General features: G+C 72.0%; 10 protein-coding genes and 1 pseudogene. 10 read left to right on the forward strand and 1 reads right to left on the reverse strand.

Annotated elements, in window-relative coordinates; translation table 11 throughout:
* From BUE44_RS32550 to BUE44_RS32560, 3 genes and pseudogenes are all read left to right on the forward strand, one after another.
* A pseudogene (locus tag BUE44_RS32550) lies at positions 1-327 on the forward strand (hypothetical protein); the annotation flags it as partial.
* Positions 328-596: 269 nt separating this feature from the next.
* The gene (locus BUE44_RS32555; protein ID WP_073502624.1) at positions 597-800 is read left to right on the forward strand and encodes a cold-shock protein; all 204 of its coding nucleotides are present in this window, start codon (positions 597-599) and stop codon (positions 798-800) included.
* Between the two features lie 106 nt (positions 801-906).
* The gene (locus tag BUE44_RS32560) at positions 907-2,289 is read left to right on the forward strand and encodes a DEAD/DEAH box helicase (protein WP_322940949.1); all 1,383 of its coding nucleotides are present in this window, start codon (positions 907-909) and stop codon (positions 2,287-2,289) included.
* 203 nt (positions 2,290-2,492) lie between these two features.
* On the opposite strand, the gene glgP is transcribed toward BUE44_RS32560, so the two are convergent.
* Entirely contained in the window at positions 2,493-5,102 is a 2,610-nt protein-coding gene (glgP, locus tag BUE44_RS32565) for an alpha-glucan family phosphorylase (RefSeq protein ID WP_073502626.1), read from the reverse strand.
* 663 nt (positions 5,103-5,765) lie between these two features.
* Here glgP and BUE44_RS32570 point away from each other — a divergent pair.
* The 7 genes from BUE44_RS32570 to BUE44_RS32600 all read left to right on the forward strand — a co-directional run bounded on the left by BUE44_RS32570 (position 5,766) and on the right by BUE44_RS32600 (position 15,386).
* The gene (locus BUE44_RS32570; protein ID WP_079190294.1) at positions 5,766-7,751 is read left to right on the forward strand and encodes an alpha-1,4-glucan--maltose-1-phosphate maltosyltransferase; all 1,986 of its coding nucleotides are present in this window, start codon (positions 5,766-5,768) and stop codon (positions 7,749-7,751) included.
* Positions 7,748-9,448 carry a maltose alpha-D-glucosyltransferase gene (gene treS / locus BUE44_RS32575; RefSeq protein ID WP_073502628.1) on the forward strand — a complete coding sequence of 567 codons (1,701 nt, stop codon included), beginning with the start codon at positions 7,748-7,750 and terminating at the stop codon, positions 9,446-9,448. The genes BUE44_RS32570 and treS overlap by 4 nt, the downstream gene beginning before the upstream one ends.
* Before the next feature lie 359 nt (positions 9,449-9,807).
* Positions 9,808-11,268 carry a maltokinase N-terminal cap-like domain-containing protein gene (locus tag BUE44_RS32580; protein ID WP_073502629.1) on the forward strand — a complete coding sequence of 487 codons (1,461 nt, stop codon included), beginning with the start codon at positions 9,808-9,810 and terminating at the stop codon, positions 11,266-11,268.
* A gap of 74 nt (positions 11,269-11,342) precedes the next feature.
* Positions 11,343-13,892, forward strand: coding sequence for a 1,4-alpha-glucan branching protein GlgB (gene glgB / locus BUE44_RS32585; RefSeq protein WP_235002698.1), 2,550 nt, complete (start codon positions 11,343-11,345; stop codon positions 13,890-13,892).
* Between the two features lie 97 nt (positions 13,893-13,989).
* Positions 13,990-14,349: a WXG100 family type VII secretion target gene (locus tag BUE44_RS32590; RefSeq protein ID WP_073502630.1), complete on the forward strand. Its 360-nt coding sequence runs from the start codon at positions 13,990-13,992 to the stop codon at positions 14,347-14,349.
* A gap of 35 nt (positions 14,350-14,384) precedes the next feature.
* The gene (locus BUE44_RS32595) at positions 14,385-14,681 is read left to right on the forward strand and encodes a WXG100 family type VII secretion target (RefSeq protein WP_073502631.1); all 297 of its coding nucleotides are present in this window, start codon (positions 14,385-14,387) and stop codon (positions 14,679-14,681) included.
* Positions 14,682-14,849: 168 nt separating this feature from the next.
* Positions 14,850-15,386 (forward strand): hypothetical protein, encoded by a 537-nt coding sequence (locus BUE44_RS32600; RefSeq protein ID WP_073502632.1) that lies wholly within the window; start codon positions 14,850-14,852, stop codon positions 15,384-15,386.
* Positions 15,387-15,406 lie beyond the last annotated feature (20 nt).

The raw sequence follows: 15,406 nt of genomic DNA on the forward strand, positions 1-15,406 counted from the left end.
GACGGCTACGGCGCCACCCACACCGACACGCTGTCGCAGTCCGTGACCATCCCGGCCACCTGCACCAGCGCCAACCTCACCTTCTACCTCTACGTCACCTCCGACGAGACCACCACCACGACCGCCTACGACAAGCTCACCGTCGCGGCCGGCACCACCACCGTGGCCTCGTACTCCAACCTCAACAAGGGCACCGGCTACGTCCAGCGGACGGTCAGCCTCACCCCGTACATCGGCAAGACCGTCGTCCTGAAGTTCACCGGCACCGAGGACGCCTCGCTGCAGACCTCGTTCCTGATCGACGACACCGCCGTCAACGTCAGCTGACACCGGCGGGGCACCACAGATTCGCCCGAACGGCGGAAAACGCCCGGACCGGCCCTCCGCGGCCGGTCCGGGTGGTGCCCGGAGGTGATCTGGTAGAGTGGAGCACGTTGCAGTTGTGGTACCCAGAACTAAGCGTGCGCCTGGATGATTGCGATCTCCGGGCGCACTTTTGTTTTTGCCGGAATTCTCCGGTGTGGGGTGATCATCCACGGCGACCCGGATCCGTACAGTGCGGATCTGGAAACTGCCCCACCAGTAGGAGATGCATTATGGCTACCGGAACCGTGAAGTGGTTCAACTCGGAAAAGGGCTTCGGCTTCATCGAGCAGGACGGCGGCGGCTCCGATGTCTTCGCCCACTACTCGAACATCCAGTCGCAGGGTTACCGCGAGCTGCTTGAGGGCCAGAAGGTCGAGTTCGAGGTCACCCAGGGCCAGAAGGGCCCGCAGGCGGAGAACATCCGGGCGCTCTGACCGGCGTCACCGGGCCGCCGCGCCCGGTCTTTGGGAGGCCCGCACCGCACGGTGCGGGCCTCTCGCATGCAGCCGCCGCACCGGCGGCCCGAGGAAGGAAACGCCCGTGTCACCTGTGTCCCCCGCCACGCTCTTCTCCCAGCTGCCGCTGGACCCGGCGCTCGTCGCCGCCCTGGAAGCCCACGGGGTGACCGAGCCGTTCCCGATCCAGGCCGCCACGCTGCCCGACTCGCTGGCCGGCCGCGACGTGCTGGGCCGCGGCAGGACCGGCTCGGGCAAGACGCTGGCGTTCGGGCTGCCGCTGCTGGTCAGGACGAAGGCCGCCGGGCGGCGGGCCGAGCCCAAGCGCCCGCTGGCGCTGGTACTGGTCCCGACGCGCGAGCTGGCCGGGCAGGTCACCGAGGCACTCGAACCGTACGCGAAGGTGCTCGGCCTGCGGATCACCGCGGTCGTCGGCGGCGCGTCGATCAACCGGCAGAGTGCCGCGCTCAAGGCCGGCGCCGAGGTGCTGGTCGCCACCCCGGGGCGGCTCGCCGACCTCATCGACCGGCGCGCCTGCGCGCTGGACCGGGTCGCGGTGACCGTACTGGACGAGGCCGACCAGATGGCCGACATGGGCTTCCTGCCGCAGGTCACCAAGCTGCTGGAGCAGGTACGCGCCGACGGCCAGCGGATGCTGTTCTCGGCGACGCTGGACCGCAATGTCGACAAGCTCGTCAAGCGCTTCCTCACCGCGCCCGTCACCCACTCCGTGGACCCCTCGGCGGCGACCGTCACCACGATGGAGCACCACGTGCTGCACGTCGACGAGGCCACGAAGCGGGCGGTCACCGCGGAGATCGCCGCCCGCAAGGGCGGGGTGATCATGTTCGTCGGCACCAAGCGGGGTGCCGACCGCCTCACCAAGCACCTGCTCGGCCAGGGCGTACGCGCGGTGGCGCTGCACGGCGGCAAGTCGCAGCCGCAGCGCAACCGGGCGCTCGACCAGTTCCGCACCGGGACGGCCGACGCCCTGGTCGCCACGAACGTCGCCGCCCGCGGCATCCACATCGACGGGCTCGACCTGGTCGTGAACGTCGACCCGCCGACCGAGGCCAAGGACTATCTGCACCGGGGTGGGCGCACCGCGCGGGCGGGCGAGTCCGGGACCGTCGTCACCCTCGTGCTGCCCGAGCAGCGGCGGGAGAACGCCCGCCTCATGGCTGCCGCCGGCATTCGGCCCGCCACCGCGCGGGTGCGGCCGGGGGACCCCGACCTCGCCCGCATCACCGGCGCGCGCAAGCCGTCCGGCACGCCGGTTGCCATGCCGGCGGCTCTTGAGGCCGCCCCCGCCAAGCCGGCGTCCTCCGCCTCCGCCCCGCGGCGCCGCGCCGGCACCAACCCGGCCGGGCGCCGCACCGGCCCGGGAGTCGCCGCCGGCCGCGGCGGCGCCACCGGCCGCCGCGCCCGCGGCGAATCCGGCACCCCCCGCGGCCGCCGCGCCGCCTGAGAGCCCCCCTCAGCCGGCACTGCCCTCGCGCCCCTGAGGGGTGCCCCTGTCCACAGAGGGCACCCACCAGGGGCGCGGGCAGCTGCGCGCTCAGCACACCACCGGCCGGTGGTCCGGATCGAACCGAACAGCCCCTCCCGGACGGTGACGACGCGCGCCTCGCGGGGGGCACCTCTTACCGAAGAGGCACCCCCCGGAGGGGGTCAGCGGAGGATGCCCGCCGTCATGCCCTCGGTTTCCGGTGGAACAGCCACCAGGCCCAGTTCGGCCGGGGTGGCCAGGAGGGGGTGGGCCGGGAGGACGCGGACGGTGTAGCCGAAGGAGCCGGTGCGGTCGAGGGTGAGCGGGCCCTCGTAGGAGTGGCGGCCCGAGATGTCCGCTCGGCCGGTGGGTTTGAGGGACTGGACCGTCGGGTTCGCCAGCCGGTCCGAGGTGTCGACGCGGCCCGAGAGGAGCTGGACGTCGACGTCGGCGGGGTCGAGGCCGCCGAGGCTGATCTGGGTGCGCAGGGTGAGGGTGGAGCCCAGTTCGGGGGTGCCCTCGACGGAGTCGGTCTCCACGTGGTCCACCGACACCTGCGGCCACTGCCGGCGCAGCCGGCCCTTCCACTCGGCCAGTTCGACCGCGGCGGGACCCTGTATGGCGCGGTGCGAGCGCGCGGCCGGCGCGTACAGCCGGGTGACGTAGTCGCGGACCATGCGGCCGGCCAGCACCTTGGGGCCGAGGGTGGTCAGGGTGTGGCGGACCATCTCGATCCAGCGCTGCGGCAGGCCTCGTGAGCCGTGGTCGTAGAAGCGCGGCGCGACCTGGTTCTCCAGCAGGTTGTACAGCGCGGTGGCCTCCAGCTCGTCGCGCCGGTCCTCGTCGGTGACGCCGTCGGCGGTGGGGATCGCCCAGCCGTTGTCACCGTCGAACCACTCGTCCCACCAGCCGTCGAGCACCGACAGGTTGAGGCAGCCGTTGAGCGCGGCCTTCATGCCCGAGGTGCCGCAGGCCTCCAGGGGGCGCAGCGGGTTGTTGAGCCAGACGTCGCAGCCGGGGTAGAGCAGCCGGGCCATCCGCATGTCGTAGTCGGGCAGGAAGACGATGCGGTGCCGTACCCGGGGGTCGTCGGTGAAGCGGACCAGTTCCTGCACCAGGCGCTTGCCGCTGTCGTCGGCCGGGTGGGCCTTGCCCGCGACGACGATCTGGATGGGCCGCTCGGGGTGCAGCAGCAGCCGCATCAGCCGGTCCTGGTCGCGCAGCATCAGGGTGAGCCGCTTGTAGGAGGGGACCCGGCGGGCGAAGCCGATGGTGAGGATGTCGGGGTCGAGTACGTGGTCGGTCCAGCCCAGTTCCGCCTCGCCGGCGCCGCGCTGCCGCCAGGAGGCGCGCACCCGCAGCCGTACGTCCTCGACGAGCTGTTCGCGCAGCTCGCGGCGCAGCTCCCAGACGGCGGTGTCGGGAATGCCGCCGATGTCCTTCCAGCGGTCGGTGCCACCGATCATCAGGGCGTCCTCGGCGCGCTGCTGGCCGATCTGCTTGGCGCCGAGCCGCAGTACCTCGGGAGCGACCCAGGTGGGGGCGTGCACCCCGTTGGTGATGGACGTGATGGGGACGTCCTCGGGGTCGAAGCCGGGCCACAGGCCGGCGAACATCTCCCGGCTGACGGCGCCGTGCAGGGTGGACACCCCGTTGGCGCGCTGGGCGAGGCGCAGGCCCATGACGGCCATGTTGAACAGGTTCGGGTCGCCGCCGCGGTGGGTCTCCATGCCCAGTTCGAGGATCCGCCCGGTGTCGACGCCGGACAGCTCGCCGCCGTCGCCGAGGTGCCGGGCGACCAGTTCGCGGTCGAAGCGGTCGATGCCGGCGGGCACGGGGGTGTGGGTGGTGAAGACGGTGCCGGCCCTGACCGCTTCGAGCGCCGCGTCGAAGTCCAGGCCGTCCAGGGACAGCTCGCGGATGCGTTCCAGGCCGAGGAAGCCGGCGTGGCCCTCGTTGGTGTGGAAGACCTCGGGTTCGGGGTGGCCGGTGATCCGGCAGTAGGCGCGGACCGCGCGGACCCCGCCGATGCCGAGCAGCATCTCTTGGAGCAGCCGGTGCTCGCTGCCGCCGCCGTAGAGCCGGTCGGTGACGTCCCGCTCGGCTGCCTGGTTGCCCTCGACGTCGGAGTCGAGCAGCAGCAGCGGCACCCGCCCGACCTGGGCCTTCCAGATCCGGGCGTGCAGTGACCGGCCGCCGGGCAGCACGAGGCTTATGCGGGCGGGGGTGCCGTCGGCTTCGCGCAGCGGGGTGAGGGGCAGGGAGTTGGGGTCGAGCACCGGGTACTGCTCCTGCTGCCAGCCCTCGCGAGAGAGGGTCTGGCGGAAGTAGCCGTGCCGGTAGAGCAGGCCGACGCCGATCAGCGGTACGCCGAGGTCGCTGGCGGCCTTGAGGTGGTCCCCGGCGAGGATGCCGAGGCCGCCGGAATACTGGGGCAGGGCGAAGGTGATGCCGAACTCGGGTGAGAAGTAGGCGATGGCGGCGGGCAGGTCGGTCTGTTCCTGATACCAGCGGGGGCCGCTGGTGTAGTCGGCGAGGTCCTCTGCGGCGGCGGCCAGCCGGCGCAGGAAGCGCCGGTCGTCGGCCAGCGCGGCGAGCCGGTCCTTGCCGACGGCGCCGAGCAGGCGTACGGGGTCGCCCTGGGCTGCCCGCCAGCCCTCGGGGTCGACACTCTGGAAAAGCTCCCTGGTCTCCTGGTGCCACGACCAGCGGAGGTTCTGGGCCAGACCCCCCAGCGGGCGCAGAGGTTCCGGCAGGACGGTGCGCACGGTGAATCGACGGATAGCCTTCACCCTTCGACCGTAGCCCGGCGGGCCCGGAGCCCGCGGGTAGAGTCCCCGATCCGGTGGTTCAAACGCTCGAACGGCGGCTCACAGGAGTGAGCGTCACCGGTGCGCGGGCGCGGGCGCGTTCAGCCGTGTGTACGAGAGGCGTCCGGGAAATGTCCTGCGGGGGCCGGGCGTGCCGCGGTGCCGGTCAGGGCTTGCCGAGAGCCGTGCGCCGCGGGCCGTGCGATGCGATGCTGGTGGCTTGAATCACACGGCCCGCGGGGAGCACGACTGCGGCTCCGCGGCTGCCTGGGGCGTACGCGGGGGCGCAGTAGGGGGCGCGCACAGGGGTATGAAATCGGACCTGCCGGGACGGCACGGACGCGCCGCCCACCGCGCCCTCCGGGGTGGGACGGGGGCGCGGATCAGAGCACTCGGGCCGCGCTCCCGAAACGCCGTCAGGTGGTGCGTGTCGCGCGTAGACCGTGGGCAGGCTCCCCGATGCACAGCACCCGGAAGGCGTGATCCGCGCAATCGGGGGCATCCGTACGGCCCTGTCACCGCCACCCGGGTGATCGCGGTGGGCAGCGGCCACGCAGGCAGGCCGACAACGCCAAGAGCAGTTAAAAAGAGCGGAAGTCGTCGTTCCGTATGCCGTCCCGTAAACCAGTGCTGTCAGGTGAGGAAATGATCGGTCGCATTCCCGTTCTCGATGTCCGTCCGCTGGTGGACTGCGGCCGCCGGCCGGCCAAGGCGGTGGTGGGCGAGACCTTCGAGGTGACGGCCACCGTCTTCCGCGAGGGCCATGACGCGGTCGCCGCCAACGTGGTGCTCCGCGACCCCGCGGGCCGCTCCGGCCCGTGGACGCCGATGCGCGAGCTGGAGCCCGGCAGCGACCGCTGGGGCGCCAGGGTCACCCCCACCGCGGAGGGCCGCTGGTCGTACACGGTGGAGGCCTGGTCGGACCCGGTGGCGACCTGGCGGCACACGGCGGGCATCAAGGTCCCGGCGGGCATCGACACCGACCTGGTGCTGGCCGAGGGCGCGCTGCTGTACGAGCGGGCGGCGGCCGGGGTGCCCAAGAGCGACGGGCGGGCCGTGGTGCTGGCCGCGGTCGACGCGCTGCGGGACGCGGCACGGCCGGTCGCGGCCCGGCACGCGGCGGCGCTGACCCCCGAGGTGGTCGCGGTGCTCGACCGCTTCCCGCTGCGCGAGCTGGTCAGCGCGTCCCGGCCGCTGCCGCTGCACGTGGAGCGGCAGCGGGCCTTGTTCGGGTCCTGGTACGAGTTCTTCCCGCGCTCTGAGGGCGCGGTGGTCGAGGAGGGCGCGCCGCCGCGGCACGGCACCTTCCGTACGGCCGCGGAGCGGCTGCCCGCGGTCGCCGCGATGGGTTTCGACGTGGTCTACCTGCCGCCGATTCACCCGATCGGCACAGCCTTCCGCAAGGGCCGCGACAACACCCTGACGGCGGGTCCCGACGACGTCGGCTCGCCGTGGGCGATCGGCTCCCCTGAGGGCGGCCACGACGCGATCCACCCGGACCTGGGCACCATGGAGGACTTCGACTACTTCGTGGCCAGGGCCGCGGAGCTGCGGCTGGAAATCGCGCTGGACTTCGCCCTGCAGTGCTCCCCCGACCACCCGTGGGTGGACAAGCACCCGGAGTGGTTCGCGCACCGGGCGGACGGCACGATCGCGTACGCGGAGAACCCGCCGAAGAAGTACCAGGACATCTACCCGGTGGCCTTCGACGAGGACTTCCCCGGCATCGTCCGCGAGACGCTGCGGGTGCTGCGGCACTGGATGGCGCACGGGGTGCGGATCTTCCGGGTCGACAACCCGCACACCAAGCCGGTGGTCTTCTGGGAGAAGGTGATCGCCGACATCAACCGGACGCATCCGGAGGTGATCTTCCTGGCTGAGGCGTTCACCCGCCCGGCCATGATGAGCACGCTGGGCCAGATCGGCTTCCAGCAGTCGTACACGTACTTCACCTGGCGTACCGAGAAAGCCGAGCTGGCCGACTACATGCGGGAGCTGAGCGGGGAGAAGGCGGCCTGGATGCGGCCGAACTTCTTCGTCAACACCCCCGACATCCTGCACGCCTTCCTGCAGAACGGCGGACGCCCCGCCTTCGAGGTCAGGGCAGTGCTCGCGGCGACCCTGTCCCCCAGCTGGGGGGTCTACGCGGGCTTCGAACTGTGCGAGGCGGTCCCCGCCAAGCCCGGCAGTGAGGAGTACCTGCACTCCGAGAAGTACGAACTGCGGCCGCGCGACTGGGCGGCGGCCGAGGCCGAGGGGCGCTCACTGGCCCCGCTGATCACCACGCTCAACCGGTTGCGCCGCCGTCATCCGGCGCTCCAGCAGCTGCGGGACATCACATTCCATCCGGTGGACAACGACGCGGTGCTCGCGTACTCCAAGCGCCGCGGGGACGACGTCGTGCTGGTGGTCGTCAACCTGGACCCGTTCCATACCCAGGAGGCGACCCTCTCGTTGAACATGCCGGAACTCGGCCTCTCCTGGCACGAGTCCTTCCCGGTGCGCGACGCGCTCACCGGTGAGACCTACCACTGGGGCAGAGACAACTATGTGCGCCTTGAGCCGGGCCGCGCGCCCGCGCACGTCCTGTCGCTGCGACCGTCTCCATCGATCGGAGGGTCACTCAGTTGATCGTCAACGAACCCGTCCCTGACACCTTCGAGGACACCCCGGCCAAGGACCGTGATCCCGACTGGTTCAAACGGGCGGTGTTCTACGAAGTCCTCGTTCGCTCCTTCCAGGACAGCAACGGCGACGGTGTCGGGGACCTGAAGGGCATCACCGCCAAACTCGACTATCTGCAATGGCTGGGCGTCGACTGCCTCTGGCTGCCGCCGTTCTTCGCCTCCCCCCTCCGCGACGGCGGTTACGACGTCGCCGACTACACCGCGGTACTCCCCGAATTCGGCGACCTGGCGGATTTCGTGGAGTTCGTGGACGCCGCGCACCAGCGCGGCATGCGCGTGATCATCGACTTCGTCATGAACCACACCAGCGACCAGCACGAGTGGTTCCAGCAGTCCCGCAGCGACCCCGAGGGCCCCTACGGCGACTACTACACCTGGGCGGACGACGACAAGCAGTTCCCCGACGCCCGGATCATCTTCGTCGACACCGAGACGTCGAACTGGACCTTCGACCCGGTGCGCAAGCAGTACTACTGGCACCGCTTCTTCTCCCACCAGCCGGACCTCAACTACGAGAACCCGCAGGTGCAGGAGGAGATCCTGGCCGCGCTGCGCTTCTGGCTCGACCTGGGCATCGACGGATTCCGGCTCGACGCGGTTCCCTACCTGTACCAGCAGGAGGGCACCAACTGCGAGAACCTGCCGCGTACGCACGACTTCCTGAAGAAGGTGCGCGCCGAGATCGACGCGCAGTATCCCGACACCGTGCTGCTGGCCGAGGCCAACCAGTGGCCCGAGGACGTCGTCGACTACTTCGGCGACTTCCACAAGGGCGGCGACGAGTGCCACATGGCCTTCCACTTCCCGGTGATGCCGCGGATCTTCATGGCGGTACGGCGTGAATCCCGCTACCCGGTCTCGGAAGTCCTGGCCAAGACCCCGGCCATCCCCGACACCTGCCAGTGGGGCATCTTCCTGCGGAACCACGACGAGCTGACCCTCGAAATGGTCACCGACGAGGAACGCGACTACATGTACGCGGAGTACGCCAAGGACCCGCGGATGCGGGCCAACATCGGCATCCGCCGGAGACTGGCGCCGCTGCTCGACAACGACCGCAACCAGATCGAGCTGTTCACCGCGCTGCTGCTGTCCCTGCCCGGCTCGCCCATTCTCTACTACGGCGACGAGATCGGCATGGGCGACAACATCTGGCTGGGCGACCGGGACGGTGTGCGCACCCCGATGCAGTGGACGCCCGACCGCAATGCCGGGTTCTCCTCCAGCGACCCCGGACGGCTCTTCCTGCCGACCATCATGGACCCGGTCTACGGCTACCAGGTCACCAACGTCGAGGCGCAGATGAGCTCCCCCAGCTCGCTGCTGCACTGGACCCGGCGGATGATCGAGATCCGCAAGCAGAACCGCGCGTTCGGCCTGGGCTCGTACACCGAGCTGCCGTCCAGCAACCCGGCCGTGCTGGCCTTCCTGCGGGAGGACGGCGACGACCTGGTGCTGTGCGTGAACAACTTCTCCCGGTTCGCCCAGCCCACCGAGCTGGACCTGCGCCAATACGCGGGCCGCCACCCGGTGGAGCTCATCGGCGGGGTCCGCTTCCCCGCGATCGGCCAGCTGCCGTACCTGCTCACCCTCGCGGGGCACGGCTTCTACTGGTTCCGGCTGCGCCGCAACGCGTCATGACGGCGGGGGGCCGGCCGGTCCGGCCCCCCGCGCCCGACGGGCCCCGAGAGCGCGCCCGAGTAGCGGCCCTGACGACCCTTTGGCAGTATCCAGAGGTATCCAGACGCATCCGCGCGTAATCGGACTTACCCGGACGTACCCCCTTCGCAGCGGTGCGGGCTCCGCCGGGCCGACCGCACGGCCGGTGTGCCACGTGGCAATCGGAACGTTACGCGGGCGGGCCGTACGGCGGTTTCCTGTCACCCGCCCGGGGCAGGCTCCCCGTGTCGCCGGACAGCCCGAACCCGTCATCCGGGAGGCTGGCGCCCCTGCCGCTCGTCAAGGCGGCCGGGTGCGCGACTCCCCGGGGAAAGGACGTCATGTCGGACAGCTCCTGGACCCGTGTCCCGCCCGTGCCCACCACTACCCCCGGGGCCCGCCCCGCCGTCCCCGACCCACCCGTCCACACCACCGATCCCGGACTCCTGCGCTCGCTGGAACCGCTGCTGCGCAGCTGGCTGCCCCGGCAGCGCTGGTTCGCCGGCAAGGGGCTGCCCATCGGCGGCTTCCGGCTGGTCGCGGCGACCGAGCTGATGCCTCCCGGCGGCCGGCTCGGGCCCCTCGGCCTGCTGCACGTGCTGGTCGACGTCGAGCAGCCCGGGCGTCCCGCCGACTGCTACCAACTGCTGCTCGGGGCGCATCCGCTGCTGCCGTCCGCGCTGGTGCGCACCGCGCTGGGCCCGGCGGTCGGCGGCCCCTACGACGGGTTGACGCTCTACGACGCGCCGCACGACCCCCGGCTGGCCGCGCTGCTCCTGGAGCGGCTCAGGCTGCCCGGCCGCACCGGGCGACTGCGCTTCACCACCGAGCCGCACGCCGTCTTCCCGCCCGGACTCACCCCGCGGGTCTCCACGGCCGAGCAGTCCAACACCTCGGTGGTCTACGGCGACGCGTACATCCTCAAGCTCTTCCGCCGCGTCTCCCCCGGCACCAACCCCGACCTGGAGCTGTCCCTCGCGCTGGCCAAGGCCGGGTCGCAGCGGGTCGCCGAACCCGTGGCCTGGTTCGAGTCGCTGGAGCCGGGCCCCGGGCCCACCGCCGAGGAGCCCACCACGCTCGGCGTGCTCCAGCGCTTCCTGCCCGGCTCGTCCGACGGCTGGGCGCTGGCACTGGCCTCCGTCGCCGAGGACGGCGACTTCCGCTCCGAGGCGGCCGCGCTCGGCCGCGCCACCGCCGAGGTGCACGCCTCGCTGGCCGCCGCACTGCCGGCCCGCGCACTGGACGGCGCGGCGCTGGAACGTATCGCCGCCGGCATGGCCCGCCGCCTGGACGAGACCGCCGCCGAAGTACCCGCGGTGCGGCAGTACGCCGACGCGCTGCGGTCCGCCTTCGACGACCTGGCCAAGCTCGGCGCCGGCACCCTCCCGGGCGCCGCGGTCACCGCCCAGCGCATCCACGGCGACCTCCACCTCGGCCAGGCGCTGCGCCGGCCCGGCGGGGAGTGGGTGCTCATCGACTTCGAGGGCGAGCCGGCCCGCCCGCTGGCCGAACGCCGCGGGGCGGCGCCGCCGGTGCAGGACGTGGCCGGCATGCTGCGGTCCTTCGACTACGCCGCCCACCACAGCGGCAACGGCCCCTGGGCGGCCAGGCACCGGGACGCCTACTGCACGGGTTACGCTGCCGTCTCCGGCACCGACCCGCGCGAACAGCCCGTGCTGATACGGGCCTTCGAGACGGACAAGGCGGTCTACGAAGCCCGCTACGAGGCCCGCCACCGACCCGCCTGGCTACCCATCCCCCTCTCGGCCCTGGCCCGCCTGTCCACGACCGCACCCCGATGACCACGCCGTCGGCGCGGCCGACCCCCTTCCCACCCGCACCTGACGCGTCCGTACCGCCCGAGGAGAAGCCGACCGTGACCCACGAACCGACCGCCCGCGACGGCGCCCTCCCCGAGGCCACGGCCCGCGGCTACACCGCGGCCACCCCCCACCCCGCAGCCTCCGGCTCGGCCCCCCGACCGCCCGCTGCCGCGGAGGGCGCCCTTCAGGGGCGCGGGGAACTGCGCGACCAGCCCACCACCGGCCGTCGGTCCGGAGACGACAGCAACAGCCCCACCGGGCCGGTGACGACCCGCGCCACCGCGGAGGCTGAGCGCGCAGTTCCCCGCGCCCCTGAAGGGCGCACCCCCCAGCCCAACAGCACCCCCGCAGGGGAAGGGCGCGCGCCCGAGCGCAACGGCACCCCCGCAGGGGCAGAGGCCGACCGCGAGGGCACCCTCGCAGCGGAGGACCGTCGGAGACTGCTGGCCGGGGAGCACCACGACCCGCACGCGCTCCTCGGGGCGCACCCCGAGTCGAAGGGGATCAGGATCCGGGCGCTGCGCCCGTACGCGACCGGCGTCGCGGTGGTCACCGCGAACGGCGACCGGGTCGAGACGGCCCCGGAGGGCGACGGCCTGTTCTCCGTCCTGCTGCCGGGAACCGAGGTCCCCGGCTACCGCCTGGCGGTGGCCTACGAGGGCGCGGACGAGATCCTCACCGAGGACCCCTACCGGTTCCTGCCGTCGCTCGGCGAGCTGGACCTGCACCTCATCGGCGAGGGCCGCCACGAGCAGCTGTGGAAGGCCCTCGGCTCCGAGCCGATGACGCACGCCGGTGTGGCCGGCACCCGGTTCGCCGTGTGGGCGCCGAACGCCCGCGGCGTCCGCCTCGCCGCCGACTTCACCTTCTGGGACGGCACGTCGCTGCCGATGCGCTCGCTCGGCTCGACCGGTGTGTGGGAGCTGTTCGTGCCGGGCGTCGGCCCGGGGACGGCGTACAAGTACGACATCGCGCGCCCGGACGGCTCGCACGGGATGAAGGCCGACCCGATGGCGCGGGCGACCGAGGTGCCGCCGGCGACCGCGTCGGTGGTGACGGAGTCGGCGTACGAGTGGGACGACGCGGAGTGGATGGCGCGCCGCGCGGACACGCCCGTGCACCGCGCGCCCTTCTCGGTCTACGAGGTGCACCTGCCGTCCTGGCGTCCTGGGCTGAGCTACCGCGAGCTGGCCGAGCAGCTGCCCGCGTACGTCAAGGACCTCGGCTTCACGCACGTGGAGCTGATGCCGGTCGCCGGACACCCCTTCAGCGGGTCGTGGGGCTACCAGGTCACCTCCTACTACGCCCCGATGCCGCGGCAGGGCTCGCCGGACGACTTCCGGTACCTGGTGGACGCGCTGCACCGGGCCGGCATCGGCGTGATCATGGACTGGGTGCCGGCGCACTTCCCGAAGGACGAGTGGGCGCTGGCGCGCTTCGACGGTGAGCCGCTGTACGAGCCGGCCGACCCGCGGCGGGCCGAGCACCCGGACTGGGGCACCCTGGAGTTCGACTTCGGCCGTACCGAGGTGCGCAACTTCCTGGTGGCCAACGCCGTGTACTGGTGCGAGGACTTCCATATCGACGGGCTGCGGGTGGACGCGGTGGCCTCGATGCTCTACCTGGACTACTCCCGCGAGGGCGGCGACTGGCTGCCCAACATCCACGGCGGCCGGGAGAACCTGGACGCGGTGGCCTTCCTGCAGGAGATGAACGCCACCGTCTACCGCCGCTGCCCCGGCGTGATCACGATCGCCGAGGAGTCCACCGCCTGGGACGGCGTCACGCGCGCCACCCACCATGTCGGCCACACCGGCTTCGGCGGCCTCGGCTTCGGCCTGAAGTGGAACATGGGCTGGATGCACGACTCGCTCGGCTACATCGGCCACGAGCCGGTGCACCGCAAGTACCACCACGACGAGATGACGTTCTCGATGGTGTACGCGTACAGCGAGAACTACGTGCTGCCGATCTCGCACGACGAGGTCGTGCACGGCAAGGGCTCGCTGGTCAGCAAGGTGCCGGGCGACTGGTGGCAGCAGCGGGCCACGCTCCGGGCGTATCTGGGCTTCATGTGGTCCCACCCGGGCAAGCAACTGCTGTTCATGGGCCAGGAGTTCGCACAGGGCGCGGAGTGGTCGCACGAGAGCGGCCCGGACTGGTGGCTGGTGGACCCGGAGTATTCCGCGGCCGGCGACCACCGCGGGGTGCGCGACCTGGTGCGCGAGCTGAACACCGTCTACACGGCCACGCCCGCGCTGTGGCAGAGCGACACCGACCCGGCCGGCTTCGAGTGGATCGAAGGCGGCGCGGCCGAGGACAACGTCTTCGCCTTCCTGCGTTTCGACGCGGCCGGCGAACCGCTGCTGTGCGTCAGCAACTTCTCGCCGGTCGTACGGGACGGCTACCGCCTCGGCTCCCCCGCCGCGGTGTGGACGCCGGTGCTGAACACCGACGAACTGCGCTTCGGCGGCAGCGGGGTGGCGCTGCCCGACCAGATCAAGACCGAGGCCTCGCCCTGGCACGGCCGCCCGCACAGCGTCACCCTGGCGCTGCCGCCGCTGTCCACGGTGTGGCTGCGCCCCGAGACGCCGGGCCGATGACCGCGGCATGGCCCGGAGTTTGCCAAATCCTGGGCCACTAGCGGCAGTTGGGCCGGAGCGGGCTCGCTTACCCTGGCCGTGACCGAGGGGGACAGTCATGGGCAAGCCGCTGCTCCGGCTCACCGCGGCCGATCTGACCGGCCTGGCGGGCGACATGAGCGAGGCCGAGCGGGAGATCGAGGCCGTCGAGCGGCAGTTGACGTCGCTCGCGGAGGCCGCGGAGGCGTGCTGGTACAGCGACGCGGCCACCGAATACCACGACATCCACCGGCGGGTGGTCGCGGACGCGGTCACCGTGCGGCGGACGCTGGCCTTCGTCAAGGAGGCGGTCGAGCTGAGCCGGGACGGTTTCAGCGAGCAGGACCTGGAGACCCTGGAGTCGTTCCGCGAGCTCCAGGTCGGCCAGGACGCGCCGCCGTCCGCGAACCCGCCGCACAGCGGCATCGCGGACCTCTAGCACGGGGCGGCGCAAGAGCGACGGGGGGACACATCATGACATCACGCCTGAAGGTCGAACTGACCGCGCTCGCCGAACTCGCGAGCGGCCTCAAGGGCAGCGCCGACACCCTGGACGACCTGCTGACCAGGTTGGACACCGGTATGAAGCGCTTCGAGAACGCCTGGGAGGGCGAGGCGCGCGACCGCTTCCGCACGGTCTTCGCCCAGTGGCGGCAGACGTCCGCCGACCTCCACCGGATGCTGGACGAGATGCACCACGTCACCCACACCGCGCACGGCAACTACCACGCCGCGGAGACCGCGAACCTGCGCATCTGGGGCGGAAGGTGAGCTGGGGCGAGCCGACCGGGCCGATAGACGTCACGCCGTCCGACCTGAACGAGGCGGCGACGACCTTCGCCGGCGGCCAGACCCGGCTCGACGGCATCGCGGACGCCCTGACCACGGCGCTGAACGCCGCCGCGGGCATGGCCGGCGACGTGCACCCGGCTGGCCTCGGTGTGCGACGCCTTCGCGCACGCCATCGACCAGGCGCACAGCGAGTTCGAGCACAAGATGACCGAGGCGGGCCTGGCCATCGGGGTCACCACCGCGCTGGGCGTCCTCGGCACGGTCTTCACCCTCGGCGGCTCCGACGCGGGCGCCGCGGCCCTGGACGCCGGTGAGGCCGCCGCCCTGTTCGCCTCGGTGGACGGCATCCTGGACGCCGCCATGGCCGACTACGCCGCCGAGGGCATCGCCGAACTGGAGACGGTCCTCGCCTCCGCCGCGGAGGAGGTACCCGAGGTCGAGGCGGTGGACGCCGAGACCACCGAGGTCTCCGAGGCCCTGGACCGCGAGATGGCCGACGCCGAGGCGCGCGGCGGCGGCTCGGGCGGCGGCGGCCGCGGCGGCAAGCCCCCGACCGGCGGCGACCCGCCGCCGGACGACCCGGCGGGGGACGGTGACAGCACCGATCCCCGGGACGTGCACGGCGCCAACCGGCTGGGCCGCGGTGTGGACGTGGACGACGTCTGGAAGAACGGCGACCTCTAGATCCAGAACGACGGCCAGCT

Source organism: Actinacidiphila paucisporea (assembly GCF_900142575.1).
In the GTDB taxonomy this organism is placed as follows: domain Bacteria; phylum Actinomycetota; class Actinomycetes; order Streptomycetales; family Streptomycetaceae; genus Actinacidiphila; species Actinacidiphila paucisporea.

Coding starts and splice junctions, on each gene's coding strand:
- BUE44_RS32555 (WP_073502624.1), top strand. CDS start 597: ATGGCTACCGGAACCGTGAAGTGGTTCAACTCGGAAAAGGGCTTCGGC.
- BUE44_RS32570 (WP_079190294.1), top strand. CDS start 5,766: ATGATCGGTCGCATTCCCGTTCTCGATGTCCGTCCGCTGGTGGACTGC.
- BUE44_RS32580 (WP_073502629.1), top strand. CDS start 9,808: ATGTCGGACAGCTCCTGGACCCGTGTCCCGCCCGTGCCCACCACTACC.
- BUE44_RS32590 (WP_073502630.1), top strand. CDS start 13,990: ATGGGCAAGCCGCTGCTCCGGCTCACCGCGGCCGATCTGACCGGCCTG.
- BUE44_RS32595 (WP_073502631.1), top strand. CDS start 14,385: ATGACATCACGCCTGAAGGTCGAACTGACCGCGCTCGCCGAACTCGCG.